We start from the raw sequence: 23,907 nt of genomic DNA on the forward strand, positions 1-23,907 counted from the left end.
ATTTTTATACTGTAGGAGCCAGTTTTAGCTGGTGACCCCTGATTCTATACTAACGCCTAAGGATATGATTTAAACAACAACTCCAAGCCAGCCATTCAACACCTTCTGTAACTCTTCCATTCCTGTTTTCTTCAACGCCGAAAACATCTGCACAGTTACATCAAACTCTTCATCTTTAAGCGCTTTTCTGACGCCCAACAGTTGTTTACTCGCCGCACCTTTCTTTAACTTATCTGCTTTCGTTAATAACACATGAGCCGGTGTTCCCATTTCTTCACACCATTCAAGCATTTGCACATCATAATCTTTTAAGGGGTGACGTATGTCCATAATAATAACCAGACCACGAAGCTGTTTTCTTTCACCCAAATACGATTCCATTAACTTTTGCCATTCTTTGCGCATTTTTTCCGGTACTTTTGCATAACCATAACCGGGTAAATCCACCAGACAATGCTCTTCATTCACAGGAAAAAAGTTTATTAACTGAGTCCGTCCTGGTGTTTTACTCGTACGAGCTAGCGCTTTCTGATCGCATAAGGTATTGATTGCACTCGATTTACCCGCATTTGAGCGTCCGGCAAAACCGACTTCTAACATGTCATGCTCTGGAAACTGACTGGCTTTGCTTGCACTGGTTAAAAAGGATGCGGTGCGATAATGGTTGACCATGATTTACTCTTTAAGTCTTAAATTCTGCCGGATATTACCAATGTTATGGGCATACAGCGAATTTTCCATAAGCTTATCTGTTTATTTTTGACTAAATTAAGCAGTCAAAATTGATGAAATAGCCGATCTGGTGTACTATTGCGCCACTTTTTGCTCGTGGCCTGTTTAGGCACATGATTGGCAACACACTATTTACCGGCGTCAATATAAAGACGTGATACTAGTTTGGAGAATACAAACAATGAATTTTAAATCTCTGCTTGCACTATTTGGCCTGACTGTTGGCCTAAACGCGACAGCAATTGCAGCTGACCTTAAAGCTGGTGAAGAAACAGCTGGTGCTATCTGTGCAGGTTGTCATATGCCTGACGGAAACAGTGTGGTTGATATGTTTCCAAAACTGGCTGGCCAGCATGCTCAGTACCTTACTAAGCAACTTAAAGATTATAAGAGCGGTGCTCGTACAGACGATACAATGACGGGCATGGCAGCAACACTTGCAACTGATGACGATATTGAAAATGTTGCTGCTTTCTTTGCAAGTAAAGAAGGTACCGTGGCAACAGCAGATGACGCCAAGGTTGCACTAGGTAAAGCAATTTACCGTGGTGGTAATACAACAACTCATCTACCTGCATGCATGGGCTGCCATGGCACAAATGGATCAGGCAACCCGGCTGCTAAGTTCCCTGCATTAGCGGGTCAGCATGCAACTTATACAATTAACCAGTTAAATGCTTTCCGTGATGGCAAACGTGCAAACGACAGTAACCACATGATGCGTTTTGTAGCTAACAAAATGACGGTTGCTGAAATAGAAGCCGTAGCTAACTATATTGCTCAATTGAAATAAGTTACTCTAGCTTATTCATAAAAAAGGCTGCTTTTGCGGCCTTTTTTATGCCTGCTATTAAACTAAAAGCTATGGCATAATTCATAAAATATGAAATTTTATTACTTACATCCTGTCACAACTAAAATTATATAAAAAATACAATGGGGAAAAAAATGCATTTTATAAAAAAAATCAGCCTGTTAGCTTTGTTGTTTCTGCTACCAGCGCTTACTCAGGCACAAAACTATGAAGAAGGTAAATCCTATTCAAAGTTAGCCAAACCCGTTGTCACGCAGTCTGGTGATAAAATAGAAATACTGGAGTTCTTCTGGTATGGCTGCCCTCACTGTTTTAGCTTTGAGCCAACTCTGAAAAAGTGGCGAAAAGACCTGCCTGCAAATGTAACATTTACACGTGTTCCTGCACCTCTTAATAAAAGCTGGATGCCTCACACAAAAACCTACTACGCATTACAAATCATGGGTGAAGATGAAAAACACCATGAAGCCATCTTCTCTGAAATGCATGTTAAAAAGCAGAAACTCAGAAATAAGGAAGACATAGCTGATTTTCTTGCTACTCGAGGCGTAGATAAAAAGACATTCCTCTCAACTTTTAGCTCATTTGCAGTTGAAATGCGTGCAAATCAGGCTAACCAATTAGGCATACAATACAGAGTAAACGGTGTACCCATGTTAACGGTTAATGGTAAATACACTGTTTCAGGCTCTCAAGCAGGAAGTTATATAGGTATGGTCAAAATATCTGATCACCTGATTAATAAAGAGTCAAAATAAGTGTCCCATGTATAAGAGCTGACCTTAAACTTGTTTAGTCTCTTATTGAAGACTATATTTATAAGGGAGCCTATGGGCTCCCTTTTTTATGTAATGATCAGAACTGTCCGGGGCACTCAATCATGGAACCAGCAACATGGAATTAGAGCAGTGGAAACAGAAATATTATGACCAGCTCGATAGCCTGGAAAAGAAAGAGCAGGACTGGGAGAAACTTGAGACAACCCTGAAACGAACTATCGGGCGCCTTAGTCTGGCCGCCGAAGGTCAACATGCCACACTTGATCGTCATATTAACGATTTACGCACTGCCATTAAAAATAATATTAATCGTCAACGACTTGAAGCTGTTGTTGATGATATCTCACGTGTTCTTTCCAAACTCGAAGACAAGCAAAACGGCCCAAAACGTGACTCTATAAAAACACTTGAACTTTTAATAGAAAAGCTTTCATTACCTGATAGCGCTGAGAAGTCACGTATTAAACTGCTTAAAAAATTCGCTAATTCTGATGATACAAATCGTGATAGCTTATTAAAAGATTCATTAAAGTTAATACTATCTGTAATAGTAACCGATGATACAAAAAATGAAAAAACGGGAATAATAGATCGGTTATTTCACTCTAAAAACACCTCGGAAGAAACAAATAATAGCGTAACCAGCAATTTATCAACTGACACTGATGAACAACTAAGCATATACAAATCCTGCCTTATTGGATTACTTAATAAACTAGATAACTCGGATTCACCAAACGGAAAACTCAGCGCACTTAAAATTAGTGCGCGTGATGCAAAACAAAAAAGAGAATTAGAAAATCTTTCTGATCAATTATCTAATATTTTACGTGAGAAAACAGATAGCACTAATACGTTTGTAGAAATATCTGAAACTATTGAAAAAGTTGATATAGACCCCTCATTACAACCATCTATTCAAGAGCTCTTAATTCGTTTATTGGAGCAACTCATTGTGCCTTCCGATCTTCAGGATGAAGCGGATAAAATGAAACATCGGCTAGAACAGGAAACTGACCCGGGGAACTGGAAACAATTATTAAAAGACGTTGCCTTACTCATCAATTCTATTCGCAGTAGAATGCAGCAGGAAAAACATGAATTTGAAGATTTTTTACAGCAGGTTACTGATCGCTTAAAAGCCATGGATCATTTTCTACAAAATGAAACATCAAATTTACAATTAGCGAAAACACAGGGCAAGGATTTTGATAAAGAAGTCAAACTTAATGTTGATGAAATACGTCAGGATATTAATCAGGCAACAGAGCTATCCAGTCTTAAACAGAATGTAAGCACTAAACTTGATACTATTTCAGGGCATATCAAACTTTATCGGGAATCTGAAAATGAACGCTATCAGGAATCTCAGAAAGAAGTAGATACCATGCATACTAAAATGCTGGCTTTAGAGAGCGAAGCTGAGCAATTAAAAAAAGTAGTAATAGAAAAAAATAAACAGGCTATGTTCGATGCACTTACGGGTATCCCTAACAGGCTATCATACGAAAAAAAATCAGCTGAAGAAATTGCACGGTGGAAACGTTTTTCAAACCCATTAAGTCTTGCCATCTGGGATATAGATTTATTTAAAAAAGTAAATGATACATATGGTCATAAGGCAGGGGACAAGGTTTTAAAGACCGTTGCTCAGTTACTTATAAAAAGTATTCGTGAAACTGATTTTCTAGCGAGATATGGAGGAGAAGAATTTGTTATGCTTCTGCCTGGAACAAAACAGGAAGAAACGCTTCGTCTTGTGAATAAACTACGTCAACAAATTGAAACTTGCGGTTTTCATTATCATGGTGATTCAGTAAAAATTACCATTTCTTGTGGCGTAAGTAGTTTTAATGAAAATGATACTCTCGCACAGGTTTTTGAACGTGCTGATAAAGCTCTTTATAAGGCAAAAGATAATGGTCGAAATCAGTGTGTTGTTTCATCCTGCCTTTCTGATTAAATTATATTCTATTTATTATGAATACTGAAAATAACAAACCTGAATCTATAGAATCTGTTAATACAGATAAAAACATGCATATCTCTGATCCAGAGTATATTTCTAAAGTTATTAATCAGTTTATTCTCAATGATGATAAAACACATCTTAAAGTTGCTGCACATGCATCTGCAGCACGAAGTCAGCATTATAATCGTGAACATATTCTACATGCACTTACCAATATTCAATTAACATTTAAACCACGTTACATTCCCGGACAAACTGTTAATGTTAATACTGAGGAATTTAAATTAGCATTAATGGAAAGCATGGCTAAACTGGATAAAGTAGCTATTCCAAAAACCATGAATCAGATTGATAGCAGAACTATTGATTTTGTTGAAATGATTTTTGGTGTATTTATTCGAGATAAAAACATATCTGACATCATTAAAAGTCTATTATTATTAATACAAATTCCAATATTAAAAATATCTTTAACAGATTCTAATTTTTTTAATAATGATACACACCCTGCAAGACACGTTCTAAATAGTATCGCTCACCTTGGTATAGGAATTGAAGACACTGAAAGCACTTTATACCAAACAATTCATTATATTATTGATCAGTTATTGCATAGTTTTGATAATAATATTGTTGCTTTTATTACAGCGAAAGCCTCTCTTGACAGATTATCAGATATTCAAAAAAATAAATTTATTAAGACTGAAAATCATACTCAGCACCTAATCGCCATTGAATATACTCAGCAACTAGTTTTAAAAGAACTTAAACACTATACTTCAAACATAAAAATACCAAAAGAATTACAGCCATTAATTTTAAGTCACTGGTCAACTTTAATGTTTCATCGATTTATCAGTTATGGAAAAGATAGCATTGAATGGCGAGAGGCTGTTGGCATATTACGATTATTAGTTAAATCATTTAACCCTATTAATAAGAAAGATGAATGGGTTGCTTTGCGAAGTATATATAAAGGTATTGTTAATTGTATTCGTTCATCTCTTAACAATACACGCCAGAATAAGGAAAAAATATTTATTGCGACAAGTAATTTAAACAATTATTATTTTTCTAAATTATGTAATTCTGAATTCTTCTCATCTAAAAATAATGATTCAGATGATGAAGATACCGAATTTATTCTATTTAATACTTTATATGATAACTATACCTCAGATATTGAACCTAGCCCATTTGATTTACAGGCTGAAAATTCAAAAAGTTCTATAACTAATATGCCTGAAGTTATAAAAATAAATGAATGGTTTGAGGTTTTTACAGATTACAGTCACCCTGTTAGGCGCTTAAAACTTTCAAGTATTATGGATGTACAGGCAACACTTATTTTTGTGGATTATATGGGAAATAAAGTGATAGAAAAAGATCTTGAATCTTTCATTACAGAATTAAAGAATGATCAATCTCGCTTAATAAATGATCACTCAATCTTTGAATATGCTTTAAGTATGGTTATTATTTCAATTGCAGCAATAAACTAGTACTTCTTTTAGATACTCTGATTATTGTAAATAACTCATAATCAGAGTATCTAAAATATCTTTTGTGTAAAACTTAAATACGATTTTCTAATTAGAAACAGGGTATACCCAAACCCAGATTTCATCGTACTTTTTATCCAGCCAGGTCTTTCTTACATGCGCTTTAACTACTGTTTTCTTTATACTTTGTAATACTTCTTTATCTGATCGAACATACGCTTTGTCATTAACAATTTTTTCTTTAATTGTCTGTATACTACTAACTTCAACACCATACCGTGCTGCTAAACGCTCTCTTGCCCGGGCAATTGCAAGCTCTTCCTGATAATGTCTACCTTTAACATGCGTTTTGCAAGATCCTACGGCTCCATCACCAGGATCAGTCAGCCATTCTGGTTTCTGTTGTACCTCTTCCTTGTTACATGAAATAAGGAAGATAAGTGTTAATCCAAAAACCATTATTTCTTTTAATTGCATTTTTACCTCTGTTTTAAGCATATTTCTACAAATCGTACTACTTATTTACTCATATTAAGTTTTCAGCCACATAAATCATTATTAAGTCACTGCTGGAACAACGACCATATTAAAATATGCTTCTACGTAAATAACGATAGTACAAGCTACTTGTTAATGCATGACTAATATAAATATTTATTTACTATCATGACTAAATCTACCTATTTTTCCTACACGATACGAGCCTAAATAATATTGCTTAATACACTTTTCTCGGCTATGTTTATATAACTATAAAGAACGCATAGCTAATATATCAATTTAATATAATTAATGGAGAAACTAAGATGAAAAAGGCTGGTTACCTGATTACAGGTGTAGCACTATCTGCTTTACTAGTGGGTTGTGATGATAAGAAACAAGAAGTCGCTGATTGCGTATTCCCTGATGCTCCCGGCACTGCTGCACCTGGCTGGGTATGTGATGAGCCTGTAGAGGGCGTTGAAGTATCCGCAGTTGGTTCTTCTGAAAAATCTGGAGCAGGTCACGATCATATGAAATCAATGGCTTCTACCTCAGCACGAGTTCAACTCGCTCAGAATATGCAGGTACAGGTTCGCAATATGGTTAAACAGTATATCGAAACTACAGGTGCCGGTGATTCGGAAACAGTTGATAAAGTAATGACATCTGTTACTAAACAAATCACAAATCAGACACTTGTCGGTACTAAAATCTATAAAACACGTACAAGTCCAACAGGCAGCTTATACGTACTTGTCGGTATGGATGATGCGAGCGTTCAACAAGCAACTAAAAATGCTGTTAAAACCAGTATGAAAAATGAACGTGCTTTATGGCAACAGTTCAAAGCTCAGAAAAGTCAGGATGAATTAGCAGCTGAAATTTCAAAAATGGATGGCAGTAACTAAGTATTCCATAAACAGGGATGAAAACTACATAGCTAGTCAATACGCCTCACAGGGAAGTGTGTAGGCGATATATTCACCATAAAATCAATAACTTAAAGGACTAACCATGCATAAACGGTCCATTCTACTCGTCAGTATATTAACATTTAGCAGCCTTTCTATTACCGGTACTGCTGGCAATCGTGCAGAATTCGAACAATGGATGAAACAGGAAACGACAAGTTTTCAGGAATATCGTGATAAACGCGATAAGGAATTCACCGGGTTTCTAAAGAATCAGTGGAAAGAAATGCAAACATTTCAGGGCATTGTACGGGATAAAACCCCAAAACCTGTAAGAATGCCTAAAGCACCTATTAAACCAGCTGTTCCCATAAAACAACCTGATCCTGTGCCTGTAATTAAACCAATTACTGATACACCACAAACAAAACCCGTTATTAAATCACCTGTTAAAGTAACACCACCTTCAACACCTAAACCTGTAATTGTTAATGTTCCAGTTATTAAACCGGTACCTGCTCCCGTTAAGGTAGTTCCAGCACCTCTTATTAAGAAACCTAAGGGAATGAAGGTACATCTAACATTTTATGGTCAATCACTGGATTTCTATTACGACCCTAAACTCAAAGTCAGCATACAACGGCCCATCAATGAAAAATCTATGAGCCGTATCTGGTCAGAAATGAGTAAGGCAGATTATGAAGGTTTACTAAAACAAATAAATGCGCAACGTAAACCGCTCATTTTAAATGACTGGGGTTATGCGCTTTTAACTAATGCCATCGCACAAAAAATACACCCTGGCAGTAAAAATGATCAATCTGTTTTTACCTGGTACCTAATGACGAAAGCAGGTTATCAGGCACGAATTGCTTATGACAGCAATTATGTTTATTTATTAATGCCATCTCGCCAACAATTATTTGCCGCACCTTATTTTACTTTTGACAAGATTCGCTATTACGCATTAAGTTTTGATGGCATAAAACAGAAACCTGGTAGAATTTTTACCTATGATGGGCATTACCCAGGTGCTCAGAAACGTCTGGATATGAGTTTAAGTCATGCATTCAATACCGGTCGTAAACAACAGGATCGTTTTCTTAATTTCACATACAAGGGTAAAACACACCGTATTAATGTAGGTTACGACAAAGAAACTATTAGATACCTGAAAACTTATCCGCAAATGGATATTACTTTATATTTCAACTCTGAACTTAACCAGGCGACTGCTAATCCTCTACTAAAGCAGTTAAAACCATTAGTTGAGGGTAAATCTGAAGAAGATGCTGTTAATCTTATATTACGTTTTGTTCAAACTGCATTTAAATATAAAACAGACGAACAACAATTTGGAATAGAAAACTATCTATTTCCGGAAGAAACACTACATTACCCTTACTCTGATTGTGAAGACCGCTCCGTTTTCTTCGCCTGGATAGTTCATCACTTATTGGGTTTACAGGTTGTTGGTCTGGACTATCCTGGTCATATTTCTGCAGCTGTTCACTTTAATGAAAATGTAAGAGGTGATGCGGTTAGTTTTAATGGAAAACGTTATGTTGTTACAGACCCGACTTATATAAATGCAAATTCAGGTATGGCAATGCCAGCCTATAAAAATAAGAAACCCGGTGTTATACGGGTTTTAAATTAAAATTAACTATTAAAGTATTATTCGCTCGTTTCTATAAAGAAACGAGCTTTTTTATGTCTGGTAATGACTAAAAATTCAAATAAAAAACATCAGATAAAATACAAACTCAAAGCTGGTATATATGTGATCAACAGTAATACTATCAATAAAACTAACATAAATGGCAAACTTGCCTTATAAACATCCGCTATAGGCTTCTTAAATCGATAACTTGAAATGAATAAATTAATACCCACTGGAGGGGTTAGATACCCTATCTGCATATTCGCTAGAAAAATTATACCTAGATGAACTGGATGAATTCCAAAACTTATTGCCACCGGTAATATAAGTGGGACAATAATAACCAAAGCAGAAAAAATATCTAAAATAGCACCAATAAATAATAAAAATATATTCAGTATTATTAGAAAACTGATTTTACTATCAATGTTTTCCTGTATAAGTGAGAATATCTGTCCTGGAACTTCTGCATCAATAAATACATTTGTTAATGCAAGTGATACTGCCAGTATTAATAAAATACTACCAACCATTGCCATTGATTCACGTATCACTTCCAAAAGTTTTTTAAATGAAACCTCTTTATATATAAGTGTTTCTATTACTAATATATAGACTGCAACCAGAGCTGCAGCTTCTGAAATTGCAAAGTAACCAGAATATATACCTATAATCAACAAAATTGGCATCGGTAATTCCCAACGCATCGCCCATAAAGCTTTTAGAAATATTTCTTTTTCGAAATCAACTGTTTTTATTTTAAATTGTCTATTTTTTACTATAGCGTAGGATGATAAAGCTATAATCATAATTGCTGCAGGCATAATGCCGGCAATAAACAAATCATTAATCGAAAAATGTACATCTAGCTCCATCTGCTGTGCAATTATTCCATATAAAATTAATGGTAGTGATGGTGCAAGCAGTAAACCCAAACTTCCTGATGATGTAACCATTCCAAGGCTAAATTTTTCTGTATATCCTGCCTTAATAAAAGCAGGGTAGAAGAGTGCTCCCAATGCAACAATCGTTACACCTGAGGCACCCGTAAATGCTGTAAATATTGCGCTAAAAATAAATGCAAATATAACCAGACCACCTGGCATCCAACCAACCATCGACTGTATTAGATTTAACATTCGCTGAGATGTATTACTTTCACTTAATAAGTATCCAGAAAAAGTAAACAGGGGCAATGCCATTAATAATGGGGTTTCCGCAATTCGATATAACTCTATACCGATCACCATAAGATCTATATCTGCAATATAAAAACCATATAAAGCACCTGCTGCTATTATTGAAAATAACGGCGCACCCAGTAATGCCAGTATTATTAAAACCAGAACTACCAGTATCGTAATCATATTTTAGATTTTTTAAAGAGCTTAGCTATATATTTAATTCCCATCAGTGCGAAACCAACTGGAATGACTGATTCTGTTAACCAGGCTGGTACACTTTCAAATGCCATAGTTGAATCCTGATATTCTAGATTTACAAATAATAAACTGTAATAACTTATTATTAGACAAATAGCAGCTGCAAAAAAATGGTTTATTTTCTGTACAGTTTTTTTATAATTATCTGGTACATATGGATATAAAACATCAATACTAATTTGCTTGTCATTTCTACTTGCAAGAATTGCTCCCGCCAGACCTAACCAGAGTACTAAAATTCTTAATAAACTATCACCCCATACAAAACCACTATCAAAAAAGTTACGAAAAATTATCTGCAAAACTGCAAAAATAAGAATTGCAGATAATAGAAAGTAGACAATTATGTCTTCTAATCTCGATATCCATTCTATGATTGTTTTCTGTATTATCTTGCCGCACCCAATGTTTCTTTTGCTAGTCTAAATTCTGACAATAAAGCTGTAATCTGGTTATAAGCATTTTTAGAAAGAATGCCTTTAACTTTTATAGTGTTTCTAGCGTTCTCACCTTTTTTATACCATCTATTTAAATCTTCACTAGTTGGTGACAGTATTTCTATTCCCTGATTTACTAGTGCACTAAATGCTGAAACATTATCTTTACGATTTCTTTCATCTATACGTTTAAATATTTTATTCATAATACTTCTTACTGTCTTTTGATCATCTTTACTAATTTTACTAAATGCCTTTTTATCTATAACAAGTGTTGCATATAAATATGTTAATGGTACATCTGTAATATATTTAATCTGCGTATGCCATTGTAAAGCTATTGCTGCAATTGGTGAAATTGCTACTGTATCAATAAGATGAGTTTGCAAGCCTGCTAATACATCTCCAATATTTAGTGGAATTGGTGTTAAACCAAATGCCTTTAATGTTAGCTCAGCCTGTTTATTATTTGTTGGTGTCCAAATTTTTTGCTGGTTTAAATCTTCTATTTTTTTTATCGGACTAGTCGACATAGCATATGAAAATCCACCCTCCGACAAACCGAAACTTATCATTCCTGCTTTTTCAAGACCTTCAATAATTTTTTTATCAATAACTTTACGTACATAATCTACTTCTTCAAAAGAATTAAATAACATAGGTAACGCATAAATCTGACTATCAGGATAGAAACCTGCTAAAGACCCATTAGATACAGCGGTACCCTGTAGTTGACGAATACGAATCTTTTTAAGTGCAATATCCTCAGAGCCCATTACTCCACCGGGATAAAATTTAAATTTAACTCGTCCATTTGTTATTTTTTTGACTTCTTTTGCACCGGCCCGCATCTGTTTCATCCAGAAAGAACCATCTGGTGCTGTTGTTGCGATTTTAAATGTTTTAGCCTGTAATGATGTATAAGAACACAGACTTAATATAATCAAACAAATATTTAATTTTTTCATTTTTAAAAATCCGACTTAGAAATAATCTTCTGCGCTCATTTGTAGTGCTTTAGCTTTTTGTATGGCAAGTGTATTCATTAACATATATTCATCAGGTAATTCTTTCATACTTAATACATCAGATATTAACTTCTGATGTAACTTTTTATTAAACATTAAACGAGCATAATATTCAGCATATAGAACCTTTGCCATCAGATTATTACCCTTAGTAATTCTAATCGCTGCTTCAAAGTTAATTTTGCCTTCTTCTGGTTTACCGCCAAGTGTAGAAGGTAATAAACTATTCAATACACCTAAATACATATAAGCACCCGCATTGTCCCAGGTTTCATTTATTAAGATTATTTTTTGCATTAATAATTTTATCTGTGGAAGTTTCGCCATAGCATTCCAGTCACTACTATTTGTCTGCATCCAGGCAGCCCAGGCCGTACCCAGGCTATAAAGCATATCAATATCCTCATCCTCTATAATCTGTAATCTTTTTTCAAATTCTGAGAATTTTATTGATGTTAAATCACATAAATTTTCTTCATATAAACAATTTGCCCTTGCAGCTCGCTGTAGTGCTTTTTCAGTCAGCTTCTCCTGTTGCATTTTTAACTTATTCTGATGATATATATTCGTGCCATTTTCTGCTTCACTAGATAGTATCTCAAGTTCTGTACCTAAAAGACCTGCATAAGCCGTCATTAATCTCGAAGATGCAATTAAACTATCTTCATCTTGCGGATCATCTTCTATCAATGCATCCAGTAATAATATATAGGCAGGTAATGCCTGCATTACAGTCTGTGGATCATTATTAGATTTGACTGCCTTATTTAAATTATTCGAAAAATTACTAATAGAGAGAGAACAGCCCGTAATAAACTGAGCTGCTATTATGATGATTAGTGATGTAAGTCTTTGTTTCATATTGTTTTTTATAAAACATAGTATAAAAGACCAGATCTGAATATCAATTTATACTGATATTACCTTCTATGAGTCTGGTTATTCTTTTATGTGATTATATAACTCTAAACAGAAAACTAAGTACATTGGACACTATTTTGACCCTAGATTTTCTTTCTGGTTCAGATGCTGGCTATGTTCTAACACCGATGTATTTTATTTTTCGAAATTATACCGATTTTTAAACTCATTTTTGCTAATACAAGTCAATTTATTGCTATTATTTTATAATCTCTTACATTAAACCGCTATGTCTTAATAAAGCATCAATTCCTGGCTCTCTACCTCTAAATCTAACAAACAGATCCATCGCTTTTTCTGATCCACCTGTTTCCAGTATATTTTCTAAAAATTCCTGACCTGTTTTTCTATCAAATATGCCGTTTTCTTCAAATTTGGAGAATGCATCTGCTGAAAGTACTTCTGCCCATTTATAACTGTAATAACCGGCAGCATAACCGCCAGCAAATATATGAGAAAAACCATGCTGAAACTGATTTATTTCAGGGGGTATAACAACAGCGACCTGTTGTCTAACTTCATTTAATAGATTCTGTATACTTTCAAATTTATGCGTATCAAATTCCATATGTAGTCTAAAATCGAACAGGGCGAATTCTAGTTGTCTCACCATAATCATGGCAGACTGGAAGTTTTTTGCCTTAATTAACTTCTTGTACAAATTCTCAGGTAATACTTCACCCGTCTCTACATGTCCTGATATTAACTCTATTCCTTCTTTTTCCCAGCACCAGTTTTCCATAAACTGACTTGGTAATTCAACTGCATCCCACTCTACACCGCTGATTCCTGATACAAATAGTGGATTTACTGTGGTTAACATATGCTGCAAACCATGACCAAATTCGTGAAACAGGGTAGTTACTTCATCATGGTTTAATAATGCTGGTTTATCACCAACTGGTGATGTCAAATTACAGGTCAAATACGCAACGGGAATCTGAACGGTCTGACCACATTTCATTCTACAAATGCATTCATCCATCCATGCGCCACCACGTTTGTTATTTCTGGCATACAAATCTAGATAAAATTGACCCCTTACTTCACCGGCTTCATCTTTTATTTCATAAAACTTAACATCTCTATGCCAGACATTTACACCTTTAATTTCTTCTATCGTAATTCCATATAATCTTTTTACAATTTCAAATAGTCCATTTATCACTTTCGGGGCAGGAAAATATGGTTTTAATTCTTCCTGACTTATTCCATATTCCTTTTGTTTTAGTTTTTCTGATACATACATTACATCCCATGCTTCCATGGTAATGATTGAACATTCTTTTTTGGCATATTTTTTTAATTTTTCGAACTCTTTAAATGCCTGAGTTTTAGATTTATCAACCAGATTATTTAAGAATACCAGAACATCATCTGTCTTATCTGCCATTTTATCGGCTATTGATACCTCAGCATAATTTTCAAAACTCAGTATATCTGCTAATTGTTTTCTACCTTTTAAAATGTCTTCCATAACTTGTGTATTATCAAATTCACCCGCATTGGGGCCTTTATTTGATGCTCGTGTAGTAAATGCTATATATATTTCTTCACGAAATTTTCTAATATCTGAGTAAGTCATTACAGCTATGTATGATGGCGCATCTAATGTAAATAACCAGCCTTTTAAATCATCTTCTCCAGCAGCCTGTTTTGCCATATCTCTAACAAAGTCAGGTAATCCTGATAGTTGAGATTCATCTTCTATATGTATTTGAAATGCCTGTGTAGCATCCATTACATTTTGCTCAAATTTTGACTTAAGACTCGAAAGGTTTGTTTTTATCTCTTTAAATTCTTTTTTCTGTTCTTCTGATAGTGCAACACCATTTAACTTAAACTTTAATAATGCGTTATTTATTACTTTCTTATTCGCATTATCAAGTTGATTATATTCCTCACTTTCTCTAATACTATTATATGCTTTATATAAATCGCTGTTCTGAGACTGCTCTGTAGAATATGCACTTAATTTGGGTAAGCACTGATCATGTGCTTTTCTCATATCATCTGTATTCATAACTGAATTTAGATGGCTGACAGGGGACCAGACTCTAGATAAATAATTATCCAGTGTTTCCAGTTTTTTTATAAAACTATTCCATTCGATATTTTTTTCTGATTTTAGATAATTTTTAATCTCTTTTTCATTTTCTTCTATTATTTTACTGATAGACGGTTCTATTTCACGTGTTTTAATTTCTGTAAATTTTGGTAATGTTGTTATATCGAGTATCGTATTCTTCATATTCTCTTGTTCTTTATTCAGTTTATCTGTATTTTTTAGGCGTATGTCAGCTTATGCTAGATCTCATTATTACTAATGAGAGTTGTATTTTTCTCTTAATATCTTAAATTTTTTCTAAATTGACTAATAAATTATTCACTATCTGTACCAGTGCATCATGATCCGGTTTCATCCGATTATATACCTGTATGCCAAAAATACCGCTCATTAACATCTTAGCCAGTGACTCAGGGCGCCCGCCAGCAATCAGTGTTCCGTTTTTTTGTGCTTCTTTTAACACATTGCAAAACTCCTGCTCTATTTCTGAAAACATAAAGCTAACTCTTTCGTTAATCTCTCTATCATCAGGGGCTACTTCTAATAAAGTATTAACCAGTAAACAACTTTTTAATTCTTTATCCTCATCTTTCTGACTTAATAAGAAATCAAAAAACTGGCGAATTCTCTTTAATGGTGCTTCTTTAGATTGAAGTATACAACTGACTGCTGAATATAAATTCTCAAAATAGTAATCTAAAGATAATAAAAAGAGATTTCTCTTATTTTTAAATGCCCCATATATACTTCCAGGCTGTAATTTTGTTACTTTTGTGAGGTCTTTAATCGAGGTATTTGTAAAACCATTACGCCAGAATAACTGCATTGCACTATCCAGCACCATATCTTCATTAAATGTCTGTGGTCTACCCATAACGTACTCTTAGATTAATCTACTATATTATACTAACAATTGTTGAACATTTACTCAATAACATATATTATTATTGAACGATCATTCAAATATGGAGTATATTATGTCTGCTTTCCCCGTTTTAACGCTTGATAACGCGCCTTCAAGCTCTAAAGATCTGCTTAAGCAAACTCAGGATAATTTTGGTTTTATTCCCAACTTAATTGGTGTAATGGCTACTTCACCAGCGCTAACTGAAGCTTATTTAACAGTTGCAGGTATCTTTGCTAAATCAAATTTATCATCTACAGAACAACAAATCGTTTTATTAACCGTCAGTCATTATCATGAATGCTGTTATTGTATGGCTGCGCACACAGCTATAGCCGGTATGCAAAAAGTAGATGCAAATGTTGTACAGTCATTACGCGACAACCAACCAATTTCAGACTCAAAACTAGAAGCTTTACGTCAATTTACGTGGTTATTAGTCGATAAAAGAGGTTGGGCTAGTGAAGAGGAAATAGAGACATTTTTAAAAGCAGGTTATGAACCAGTGCATGTACTTGATATTTTAGTTGGAGTTGCACAGAAGACTTTAAGTAACTTTACTAATCATTTAGCAAAAACTCCTTTAGATGATGCTTTTGCAGAAGTTGCCTGGAAACCGACTAAATAACTGATAAATTAAAATTTTCTCGGGGAATAAGCTCTAAAGTTAAGAGCAAGCCCCGGGAAAACTAGCATTTTAAAATACAGCTTTTATGAATACCTAAGATTTATACCCAGATTTAGTTAAACTAAGTATCTATATTCATTGCTGAAAGGGCATTCTCTTCAATGAACGCACGTCTAGGCTCTACCTGATCACCCATTAACGTAGTAAATACTTCGTCAGCAGCAATCGCATCTTCAATTCTTACCTGTAACATACTCCGTGTTTCAGGATTCATTGTGGTTTCCCACAGCTGATCTGGATTCATTTCACCCAGGCCTTTATAACGTTGAATATTAAGACCTTTACGAGCTTCATCAAATAACCAGTTCTTAACATCTGTTATGTCATTTACAAGCTGTGTTTTTTCACCTCGTTGAATATATGAACCTTCAGTAAATAAACCATTTAATTTATTAAACAGTTCATCCATCATCAAATACTCAGGACTTTCAAAGAAATCAGCTGTAAATGTAGTGATATGATCCAGACCATGTACTATTTTAGTTACTTCTAACTGCGCATAGTCTGCATCTTCTAACTGACTAGTTGCAACACTATACTCAACCCCTGAAGGTTTATTTTTATTCAATAAAATCAACAAGTTATCTAAATATTCTGCTGTTTTTTCAGCGTCATTTATGTCTGATTTTTTAAGTGCAGGGATATTTGGCATTTCTTTAAGAATACTTTCATCATATCTTCTGGCTAATCTTGTTATTACATTCTGTACTGCTAAAAATGATTTAATCACTTCTTCTAATGCTGTATCTGAAATAGCAGGTGTATCTTTTTGCACATGTAAATGAGCATTAGATAAAGCCAGTGTTAATAAATAGCTATTTAACTCCTGATCATCCTTAACATATCTTTCCTGTTTACCTTTCTTAACTTTATATAAAGGAGGCTGTGCAATATAGATATAACCTTTTTCTATTAACTCAGGTACCTGACGATAAAAGAAAGTTAATAAAAGTGTCCTGATATGAGATCCGTCAACATCAGCATCGGTCATTATAATAACGCGGTGATAACGCATCTTTTCTGGATTATATTCATCCTTTCCTATGCCACAACCCAAAGCTGTTATTAATGTTCCCACTTCTGCAGATTGCAACATCTTATCAAACCGTGCTTTTTCAACATTCAGGATTTTTCCCTTTAATGGAAGTATTGCCTGAGTCTTACGATCTCGACCCTGCTTAGCGGAACCACCCGCTGAGTCCCCTTCCACCAGATACAGTTCTGAAAGAGATGGATCTTTTTCCTGACAATCAGCTAGCTTTCCAGGCAATCCGGCAATATCCAGTGCACCTTTACGGCGGGTCATTTCACGGGCTTTACGAGCAGCTTCTCTGGCACGAGCAGCTTCGACAATTTTCTGTGTTATCGCTCTAGCATCACCTGGTTTCTCAATTAAAAATTCCTGAAATTTTTCATTCATTGCCGCTTCTACAGCTGTCTTAACTTCAGAAGAAACCAGTTTATCTTTTGTTTGAGATGAAAATTTTGGATCTGGTACTTTTACTGAAAGTACTGCTGTTAATCCTTCACGTGCATCATCACCTGTTGTATTTACTTTATTCTTCTTCGCAACACCTTCTTTTTCCATATATTGATTCAGACTTCGAGTCAGAGATGCTCTAAAGCCTGCCATATGAGTACCACCATCCCTCTGAGGAATATTATTTGTAAAACAAAATATATTCTCCTGATAGGAATCATTCCATTGCATCGCAACTTCTACACCCAGACCTTCATCATTTTCCCAGTTAAAATGCAAAACCTGGTCATGTAATGGTGTTTTATTTCTATTTAGATGTTCTACAAACGAGCTAATACCACCTTCGTATTCAAATATATCCTGTTTGTCTTCTACTCGATTATCTGTCAGGACTATACGGACACCTGAGTTAAGAAATGAAAGTTCTCTCAGACGTTTGGCTAAAATATCATAGTGATATTCAATATTATTAAATATTTCATCAGATGCCCAAAAACGAAGTTCTGTGCCGGTAGATTTGGTTTCACCAATAACTGCTATCGGATTTAGAGGATCACCTAAATGATATTCCTGCTGATGAATTTCGCCACTACGTTTAATAGTTAGCAGGAGTTTATCTGAAAGGGCATTTACAACGGATACACCTACACCATGTAAGCCACCTGATACTTTGTAAGAATTATCATCAAACTTACCACCTGCGTGTAATACCGTCATAATTACTTCAGCTGCTGATACACCTTCTTCATGAACATCAACAGGTATACCACGACCATTATCGCTTACTGAAATAGAGCCATCATTATGTATCTGTACATTAATTTCACTACAATGCCCAGCCAGTGCTTCATCGATAGAGTTATCTACAACTTCAAACACCATATGGTGTAATCCGGTACCATCATCCGTATCACCAATATACATTCCCGGACGTTTTCGAACCGCTTCCAGACCTTTTAAAACCTGTATACTCGATGAATCGTAAGTAGCGCCTTCGCTCATAAATAACCCCTAAAAATAGTCGAAATAGTATAACTGATAACACCTCTTCATGGTTGATTTATAATGCTTTTTTTAATCATATTTGAAGATGTATTAAATATTGGTTTTAATTCTTAATAGTCTATATTTCTATCTAAAAACTTCACTCACACAACCATGTTCCACGTGGAACACTTTGTGTTTACCCCAATAATCACAATCTATCTGATTACTTTCTATTGCTGTAATAAATAACTGGATATTAAGTTTAGAGAGTATTGACATAATTTTGTTTTGATTTTCTTTATCTAACTCAGCTGGTAAATCATCGAAGAGCAATATGCAGCGTCTATCTGAGGATTTACTAAAAAAAGAAAGCTGTGCGATTTTCAATAAAGTAACTAGTTTTTTCTGTTGACCTCTGGAAATAGATGATTGTGCAGATTTACCATCTATTGTTATTTTTATATCAGCTCTGTGTGGTCCTGATTGTGTAAAACCTTTATCTTTATCTCTGGCCAAGTTTGCAAGTAGATAGTTTTCATATTCTACATCTTCAGGCCAACCTCGTTTATATGCCATTTCGATACAATGCTCCGGGAACAAATCATTTGCTAGAACAGTGATAATCTTTTGTATTTCGCCTAAATAATTAAGTCTGTGTGTTTCAATAATCTTTGCATGTTCAATTAATTCCATATTCCATAATGAACACAATTTATCAGACTGTTGCATTCTTAATGCTGCATTTCTCTGACTTAATGCCTTTTTATAACTTTTCCATGAATCTATGAACTGATGTTCCACGTGGAACACACCCCAATCCATAAACTGTCTCCTGTTTTCAGGGCCTGAAGATATTAACTGATGACTATCTGGATGTAATACAAGCACAGGGAGTAGGGTGGATAATTCAGAAATGCGAGATACTGTTTGTCTATTGATGCGAATAGTTTGTTCTTTTAAATTACGTTCTAATCCTATGCGTGTTGAATTATCATTAAGATTACAAATTAGACGGAAAAAATCACTTTCATAAGAAACTAGATGTCTTATCTGAGAGTTACGGAATGAACGCCCATAACTGAGGTAAAAAATTGATTCTAGTAGACTTGTTTTACCAGCTGCATTTTCACCAATAATAAGATTTAAACCTGCATCAGGTTCTATAAGAACAGATTGCAGATTTCTAAAATGTTTAATTTCAAGGCTAGATAAGCCCATAAGAGTGATGACTTAAAAAAACTAAAGACGCATGGGCATAATTACATATTTAGCTTCACCTTCATCAGGAAACATAAGTAGACAGCTACTATTAGCATCTTTAATAAAACCTTGAACTGTATCCTGGTTAGAAGTGTTTAAAACATCAATCATGTAATTAACATTTATACCCATTTCTATCGGGCTTCCTTCATATGTAATTTCAAGTTCTACATCAGCTTCTTCCTGATCTGGATTTTGAGCCTGTAATTTTAATAGATTATTTTCTATTATCATTCGAATACCACGGTATTTTTCATTTGATAAGATTGAAGCTCTAACCAATGCCTGTTTAAGACCATCTCGATCGAGAATCATGTTATTACCTGATGCTTCAGGCATAACACGTTTATAGTCAGGAAAACGTCCATCAATTAATTTAGAGGTAAATCGTTGGTTGGCTAAAATACATTGAATATGATTATTACCTAAAATTACTTTGACATCTTCATCCGAATCGGAAAGAAGTCTTAATAGTTCACTAACGCCTTTTCTTGGAATGATAACCTGTTTGTTATCAGCCAAATCTGCATCAATATTTTTTTCACAGAAGGATAATCTATGCCCATCTGTAGCAACAGTTCTGATTATTCCTGAAGCAACTTCTAACATTAATCCATTTAGATAATAACGAACATCCTGTTGTGCCATAGCAAAAGATGTTTTTTCAATTAGTGTTTTTAATAAACCTTGAGCAACGCTAAACTCGTATACGCTGCTGATATCGTCTAAAGCAGGAAAATCAGAAGCAGGTAACGTAGTTAAGCTAAAACGACTACGTCCTGATTTAATTAAAGCTTTATCCCCGTTTATTTCGATATTAAGTTCTGCATCAGAAGGCAGTGCCTTACATATATCAAGAAGTTTTTTCGCAGGTAATGTAATTTCACCTGCTTCATCCATCATTTGATTAACAGTTGATACTAATTCAATTTCAAGATCCGTTGTTGTCAAAGTGAAATGATTATCATTAGCCTTAATCAGTACATTGGAAAGAGCCGGTAATGTTTGTCTTTTTTCAACCGCTCCAATTACTTGCTGAAGGGGTGTTAATAAATCATCACGTAGGATTTTTATCTTCATGGGTGTTCCTAATTATTATATATATTTATATACTTAGTTATTATAATTAAGTCCACAGCTTTCTGTGGATAACTTTAAAATAATCTTTATTTTCAATAACTTATTCAAAAAAATCATGCTGAGTAAGTTTTTAGTAAATTACCTGTAAACTGTAGACAGAATGTGGATAACTTAAGGTTCTAAATTTATTCACAACTACATACAATACTTATCCACAGGATTTAAATAAGTCATTTTAGCTTTCTAATTACTCAGAATACGCAATAAATTGGTGTAATCTTCATCAATTTTACTATCTGATTCTCTTAATTCAGCAATTTTTCTGCAACCATGTAAAACAGTAGTATGGTCACGGCCACCAAATGCATTTCCAATTTCTGGCAGGCTATGGTTAGTTAATTCTTTGGATAACGCCATTGCAAGTTGTCGTGGACGGGTAATTGAGCGACTACGACTATTAGAATGTAAATCTGAAATTCTTATCTTGTAATACTCTGCGACCGTTTTTTGAATATTTTCAATTGTAATTAAACGATCATGGAGTGCAATTAAATCTCGTAAGGTATCTTTTGCAAATTCAAGCGTTACAGGTTTGCCGGTAAAATTTGCGGTTGCCATAACACGACGTAAAGAACCTTCAAGTTCACGAATGTTTGAACGTATGCGTTTAGCTATGAAGAATGCAACTTCATTAGGCAGGGCTATACCGAACTCTTCGGCTTTCTTTTGTAATATGGCGACACGTGTTTCCAGTTCAGGAGGTTCAATGCAAACGGGTAAACCCCAGCCAAAACGTGATTTTAATCGTTCTTCAAGGCCATCTATTTCTTTAGGATATCGATCACAGGTAAGAATGATTTGTCTGCCGCCTTCAAGTAGCGCGTTAAAGGTATGAAAAAACTCTTCCTGCGAACGTTCTTTGCCAGCAAAAAACTGAATGTCATCAATAAGAAGCACATCGAGTGATCGATAAAATTGTTTAAATTCATCCATTGTATTGTGCTGTAACGCTTTGATCATGTGGGTAACAAAACGTTCTGAATGAAGATATACAATTCTGGCCTGAGGGTTATTGGCTAATATCTGGTTACCAACCGCATGCATTAAATGTGTTTTACCCAGGCCAACACCACCATAGAGAAAAAGTGGGTTATAAGATCCAGCTGGATTCTCTACTACCTGTAATGATGCTGCTTTAGCAAGCTGATTACTTTTACCCTCTATAAAATTATCAAAGGTAAAACCAATATTCAGGTGGTGCTCAACCTTAACATTAGAGGGTTTCGTAACCATTGATGGTTGAATAGGTTCAGGTGTTGAAACAGGTTGTGATGGTGGTGTCGGTGATTTGAATTGGGGTTTCGGGTTTTTACTACCAATATCAAGTGAAACAGAAATGTTTCGATCTGCAGATATTTCTTTGCAAATGGAGGTGATTTGTTGCAAAAAGTGCTGTTTAACCCAGTCCATTACAAAACTATTCGGGGCGAACAAAGACAACTGATCATTCGACTCTTGAGTTTGCAAAGGTCGAATCCAGGTATTTAACTGTTGATCTGATAGCTCCTGTTCTAATCGTTGTAGACACTGATCCCACAAAGCGCTCGACACGAAATTTAATCCCCGAATAAAGTAAATAGCATAACCTGCCCGTTATTAATAAACGGCTTTTAATAGGTTATGGAAAGTGAACAGGCAATATTAACCCGCAATGTAATATCGTTAAACTACTATTTTTAGTGTTTTTATAAGTTTATCTGTATATCCCCATAACAAAGCTAATTTTAAAGCCTTTTTAATATTTACTAATATTGTTTTGACTACTAGACCGACTGCGATTAGAATACATGCCCCAATTTTTCAAGATTATATTAGGTCCGGACCAATGAAAAGAACCTTTCAACCAAGTCGCATTAAACGTGCACGTACTCATGGTTTTCGCGCGCGCAGTCGTACTGTTGGCGGTCGTAAAGTATTAAAAGCACGTCGCGCAAAAGGTAGAGCTCGTCTGTCTGCATAAGTTTTGCACAGGCTGATCTTTAGCATCCTTTATAGAAGTACCAGGTAATGACAGATGAAAATGCATGTTTTTCGAGACATGTTCGTCTGCTAAAACCAGATGAATTCAGCCGGGTCTTTAAAAACCCGGTTCGTTCCAGTGATCGATATTTAACTATATTAGCGGTTGCTAGAGAGGGAGCGGATGTAGAAATTTCAGGTTTGAAGATCTCAGATCAAATTTCAAGTCCACGATTAGGTTTGGCTATTTCAAAAAAAAATGCCAAACGTGCAGTTGATCGAAATCGTATAAAACGCTTAATACGCGAGAGCTTTCGACAAAATTTACATGCTTTACCCTCAATCGATCTAGTTGTGATGGCGAAACCCATTGCTAAAAAAGCAGAAAACCAGCAAATATTCCAATCCCTGGAACAACACTGGAATAAACTAGCCAGAAATTTTGAAACTCAGAGTGTTCAAAAATAGCGATGCGCAAAATTTTCATCGGACTTATTCGTTTTTACCAATACGCTATTAGTCCGTATTTACCACCTCATTGCAGATATACACCAACCTGTTCAACTTATGCAGTTGAAGCTATTGGTCGATTTGGTATATTGCGTGGTGGCTGGATGGCATTACGCCGGATTGGGCGTTGTCACCCCTGGCAAGAAGGTGGTTATGACCCTCTTCCAGATGACAAGCATAAAACTGAATGTAACCACTAAACGAATTATAAAAAGTAATCAGGATAT

22 protein-coding genes are annotated in these 23,907 nt (G+C 34.9%); 10 read left to right on the forward strand and 12 right to left on the reverse strand.

Going from position 1 to position 23,907, the window contains the following annotated elements:
• Positions 1-69: 69 nt before the first annotated feature.
• Positions 70-672: a YihA family ribosome biogenesis GTP-binding protein gene (locus DIZ80_10310; protein RDH82663.1), complete on the reverse strand. Its 603-nt coding sequence runs from the start codon at positions 670-672 to the stop codon at positions 70-72.
• A gap of 241 nt (positions 673-913) precedes the next feature.
• On the opposite strand from DIZ80_10310, the gene DIZ80_10315 reads away from it, so the two are divergent.
• The 4 genes from DIZ80_10315 (at position 914) to DIZ80_10330 (ending at position 5,799) form a co-directional block, all read left to right on the forward strand.
• Positions 914-1,525, forward strand: coding sequence for a cytochrome c4 (locus DIZ80_10315; GenBank protein ID RDH82664.1), 612 nt, complete (start codon positions 914-916; stop codon positions 1,523-1,525).
• A gap of 143 nt (positions 1,526-1,668) precedes the next feature.
• Positions 1,669-2,304 (forward strand): hypothetical protein, encoded by a 636-nt coding sequence (locus DIZ80_10320; protein ID RDH82665.1) that lies wholly within the window; start codon positions 1,669-1,671, stop codon positions 2,302-2,304.
• 136 nt (positions 2,305-2,440) lie between these two features.
• Positions 2,441-4,288, forward strand: a complete 1,848-nt coding sequence (locus DIZ80_10325) for a hypothetical protein (protein RDH82666.1) — start codon at positions 2,441-2,443, stop codon at positions 4,286-4,288.
• A 17-nt stretch (positions 4,289-4,305) separates the two neighbouring features.
• Positions 4,306-5,799 (forward strand): hypothetical protein, encoded by a 1,494-nt coding sequence (locus DIZ80_10330; protein RDH82667.1) that lies wholly within the window; start codon positions 4,306-4,308, stop codon positions 5,797-5,799.
• An 87-nt stretch (positions 5,800-5,886) separates the two neighbouring features.
• On the opposite strand, the gene DIZ80_10335 is transcribed toward DIZ80_10330, so the two are convergent.
• Positions 5,887-6,297 carry a hypothetical protein gene (locus DIZ80_10335; GenBank protein RDH82668.1) on the reverse strand — a complete coding sequence of 137 codons (411 nt, stop codon included), beginning with the start codon at positions 6,295-6,297 and terminating at the stop codon, positions 5,887-5,889.
• A 308-nt stretch (positions 6,298-6,605) separates the two neighbouring features.
• Between DIZ80_10335 and DIZ80_10340 the strand changes: the two genes are divergently transcribed.
• Positions 6,606-7,190 (forward strand): hypothetical protein, encoded by a 585-nt coding sequence (locus tag DIZ80_10340; protein ID RDH82669.1) that lies wholly within the window; start codon positions 6,606-6,608, stop codon positions 7,188-7,190.
• A 106-nt stretch (positions 7,191-7,296) separates the two neighbouring features.
• Positions 7,297-8,853: a hypothetical protein gene (locus DIZ80_10345; GenBank protein RDH82670.1), complete on the forward strand. Its 1,557-nt coding sequence runs from the start codon at positions 7,297-7,299 to the stop codon at positions 8,851-8,853.
• Positions 8,854-8,942: 89 nt separating this feature from the next.
• Here DIZ80_10345 and DIZ80_10350 read toward each other — a convergent pair whose 3' ends face one another.
• The 6 genes from DIZ80_10350 to DIZ80_10375 all read right to left on the reverse strand — a co-directional run bounded on the left by DIZ80_10350 (position 8,943) and on the right by DIZ80_10375 (position 15,626).
• The gene (locus DIZ80_10350; protein RDH82671.1) at positions 8,943-10,223 is read right to left on the reverse strand and encodes a C4-dicarboxylate ABC transporter; all 1,281 of its coding nucleotides are present in this window, start codon (positions 10,221-10,223) and stop codon (positions 8,943-8,945) included.
• Positions 10,220-10,705: a TRAP transporter small permease gene (locus tag DIZ80_10355; protein ID RDH82672.1), complete on the reverse strand. Its 486-nt coding sequence runs from the start codon at positions 10,703-10,705 to the stop codon at positions 10,220-10,222. Before DIZ80_10355 ends, DIZ80_10350 begins: the two co-directional genes overlap by 4 nt.
• Complete coding sequence (locus DIZ80_10360) at positions 10,687-11,703, reverse strand: C4-dicarboxylate ABC transporter (protein ID RDH82673.1); 1,017 nt, start codon at positions 11,701-11,703, stop codon at positions 10,687-10,689. The genes DIZ80_10355 and DIZ80_10360 overlap by 19 nt, the downstream gene beginning before the upstream one ends.
• Before the next feature lie 15 nt (positions 11,704-11,718).
• On the reverse strand, positions 11,719-12,624 hold the full coding sequence (locus DIZ80_10365; GenBank protein RDH82674.1) for a hypothetical protein: 906 nt from the start codon (positions 12,622-12,624) through the stop codon (positions 11,719-11,721).
• Positions 12,625-12,898: 274 nt separating this feature from the next.
• A complete protein-coding gene (locus tag DIZ80_10370; protein RDH82675.1) occupies positions 12,899-14,935 on the reverse strand; it encodes an oligopeptidase A in 2,037 nt (678 codons plus the stop codon).
• A gap of 103 nt (positions 14,936-15,038) precedes the next feature.
• A complete protein-coding gene (locus DIZ80_10375) occupies positions 15,039-15,626 on the reverse strand; it encodes a hypothetical protein (GenBank protein RDH82676.1) in 588 nt (195 codons plus the stop codon).
• 103 nt (positions 15,627-15,729) lie between these two features.
• On the opposite strand from DIZ80_10375, the gene DIZ80_10380 reads away from it, so the two are divergent.
• Positions 15,730-16,284 carry a carboxymuconolactone decarboxylase gene (locus DIZ80_10380; GenBank protein RDH82677.1) on the forward strand — a complete coding sequence of 185 codons (555 nt, stop codon included), beginning with the start codon at positions 15,730-15,732 and terminating at the stop codon, positions 16,282-16,284.
• A gap of 121 nt (positions 16,285-16,405) precedes the next feature.
• Here the strand turns inward: DIZ80_10380 and gyrB are convergent, their stop codons facing one another.
• The 4 genes from gyrB to DIZ80_10400 all read right to left on the reverse strand — a co-directional run bounded on the left by gyrB (position 16,406) and on the right by DIZ80_10400 (position 22,762).
• Positions 16,406-18,826, reverse strand: coding sequence for a DNA topoisomerase (ATP-hydrolyzing) subunit B (gene gyrB, locus DIZ80_10385; protein RDH82678.1), 2,421 nt, complete (start codon positions 18,824-18,826; stop codon positions 16,406-16,408).
• 129 nt (positions 18,827-18,955) lie between these two features.
• A complete protein-coding gene (locus DIZ80_10390) occupies positions 18,956-20,029 on the reverse strand; it encodes a DNA replication/repair protein RecF (GenBank protein ID RDH82679.1) in 1,074 nt (357 codons plus the stop codon).
• A gap of 21 nt (positions 20,030-20,050) precedes the next feature.
• The gene (locus DIZ80_10395; GenBank protein ID RDH82680.1) at positions 20,051-21,151 is read right to left on the reverse strand and encodes a DNA polymerase III subunit beta; all 1,101 of its coding nucleotides are present in this window, start codon (positions 21,149-21,151) and stop codon (positions 20,051-20,053) included.
• Between the two features lie 243 nt (positions 21,152-21,394).
• Entirely contained in the window at positions 21,395-22,762 is a 1,368-nt protein-coding gene (locus DIZ80_10400; GenBank protein RDH82681.1) for a chromosomal replication initiator protein DnaA, read from the reverse strand.
• A gap of 274 nt (positions 22,763-23,036) precedes the next feature.
• Between DIZ80_10400 and DIZ80_10405 the strand changes: the two genes are divergently transcribed.
• From DIZ80_10405 to DIZ80_10415, 3 genes are read left to right on the forward strand one after another with little or no spacing between them, the layout of a single operon-like run.
• Positions 23,037-23,171 (forward strand): 50S ribosomal protein L34, encoded by a 135-nt coding sequence (locus tag DIZ80_10405; protein ID RDH82682.1) that lies wholly within the window; start codon positions 23,037-23,039, stop codon positions 23,169-23,171.
• Positions 23,172-23,218: 47 nt separating this feature from the next.
• On the forward strand, positions 23,219-23,638 hold the full coding sequence (rnpA, locus tag DIZ80_10410) for a ribonuclease P protein component (protein RDH82683.1): 420 nt from the start codon (positions 23,219-23,221) through the stop codon (positions 23,636-23,638).
• A 2-nt stretch (positions 23,639-23,640) separates the two neighbouring features.
• On the forward strand, positions 23,641-23,880 hold the full coding sequence (locus tag DIZ80_10415) for a membrane protein insertion efficiency factor YidD (protein RDH82684.1): 240 nt from the start codon (positions 23,641-23,643) through the stop codon (positions 23,878-23,880).
• The last annotated feature ends 27 nt before the right edge of the window (positions 23,881-23,907 follow it).

This window comes from endosymbiont of Galathealinum brachiosum, from assembly GCA_003349885.1.
GTDB lineage: Bacteria > Pseudomonadota > Gammaproteobacteria > SZUA-229 > SZUA-229 > SZUA-229.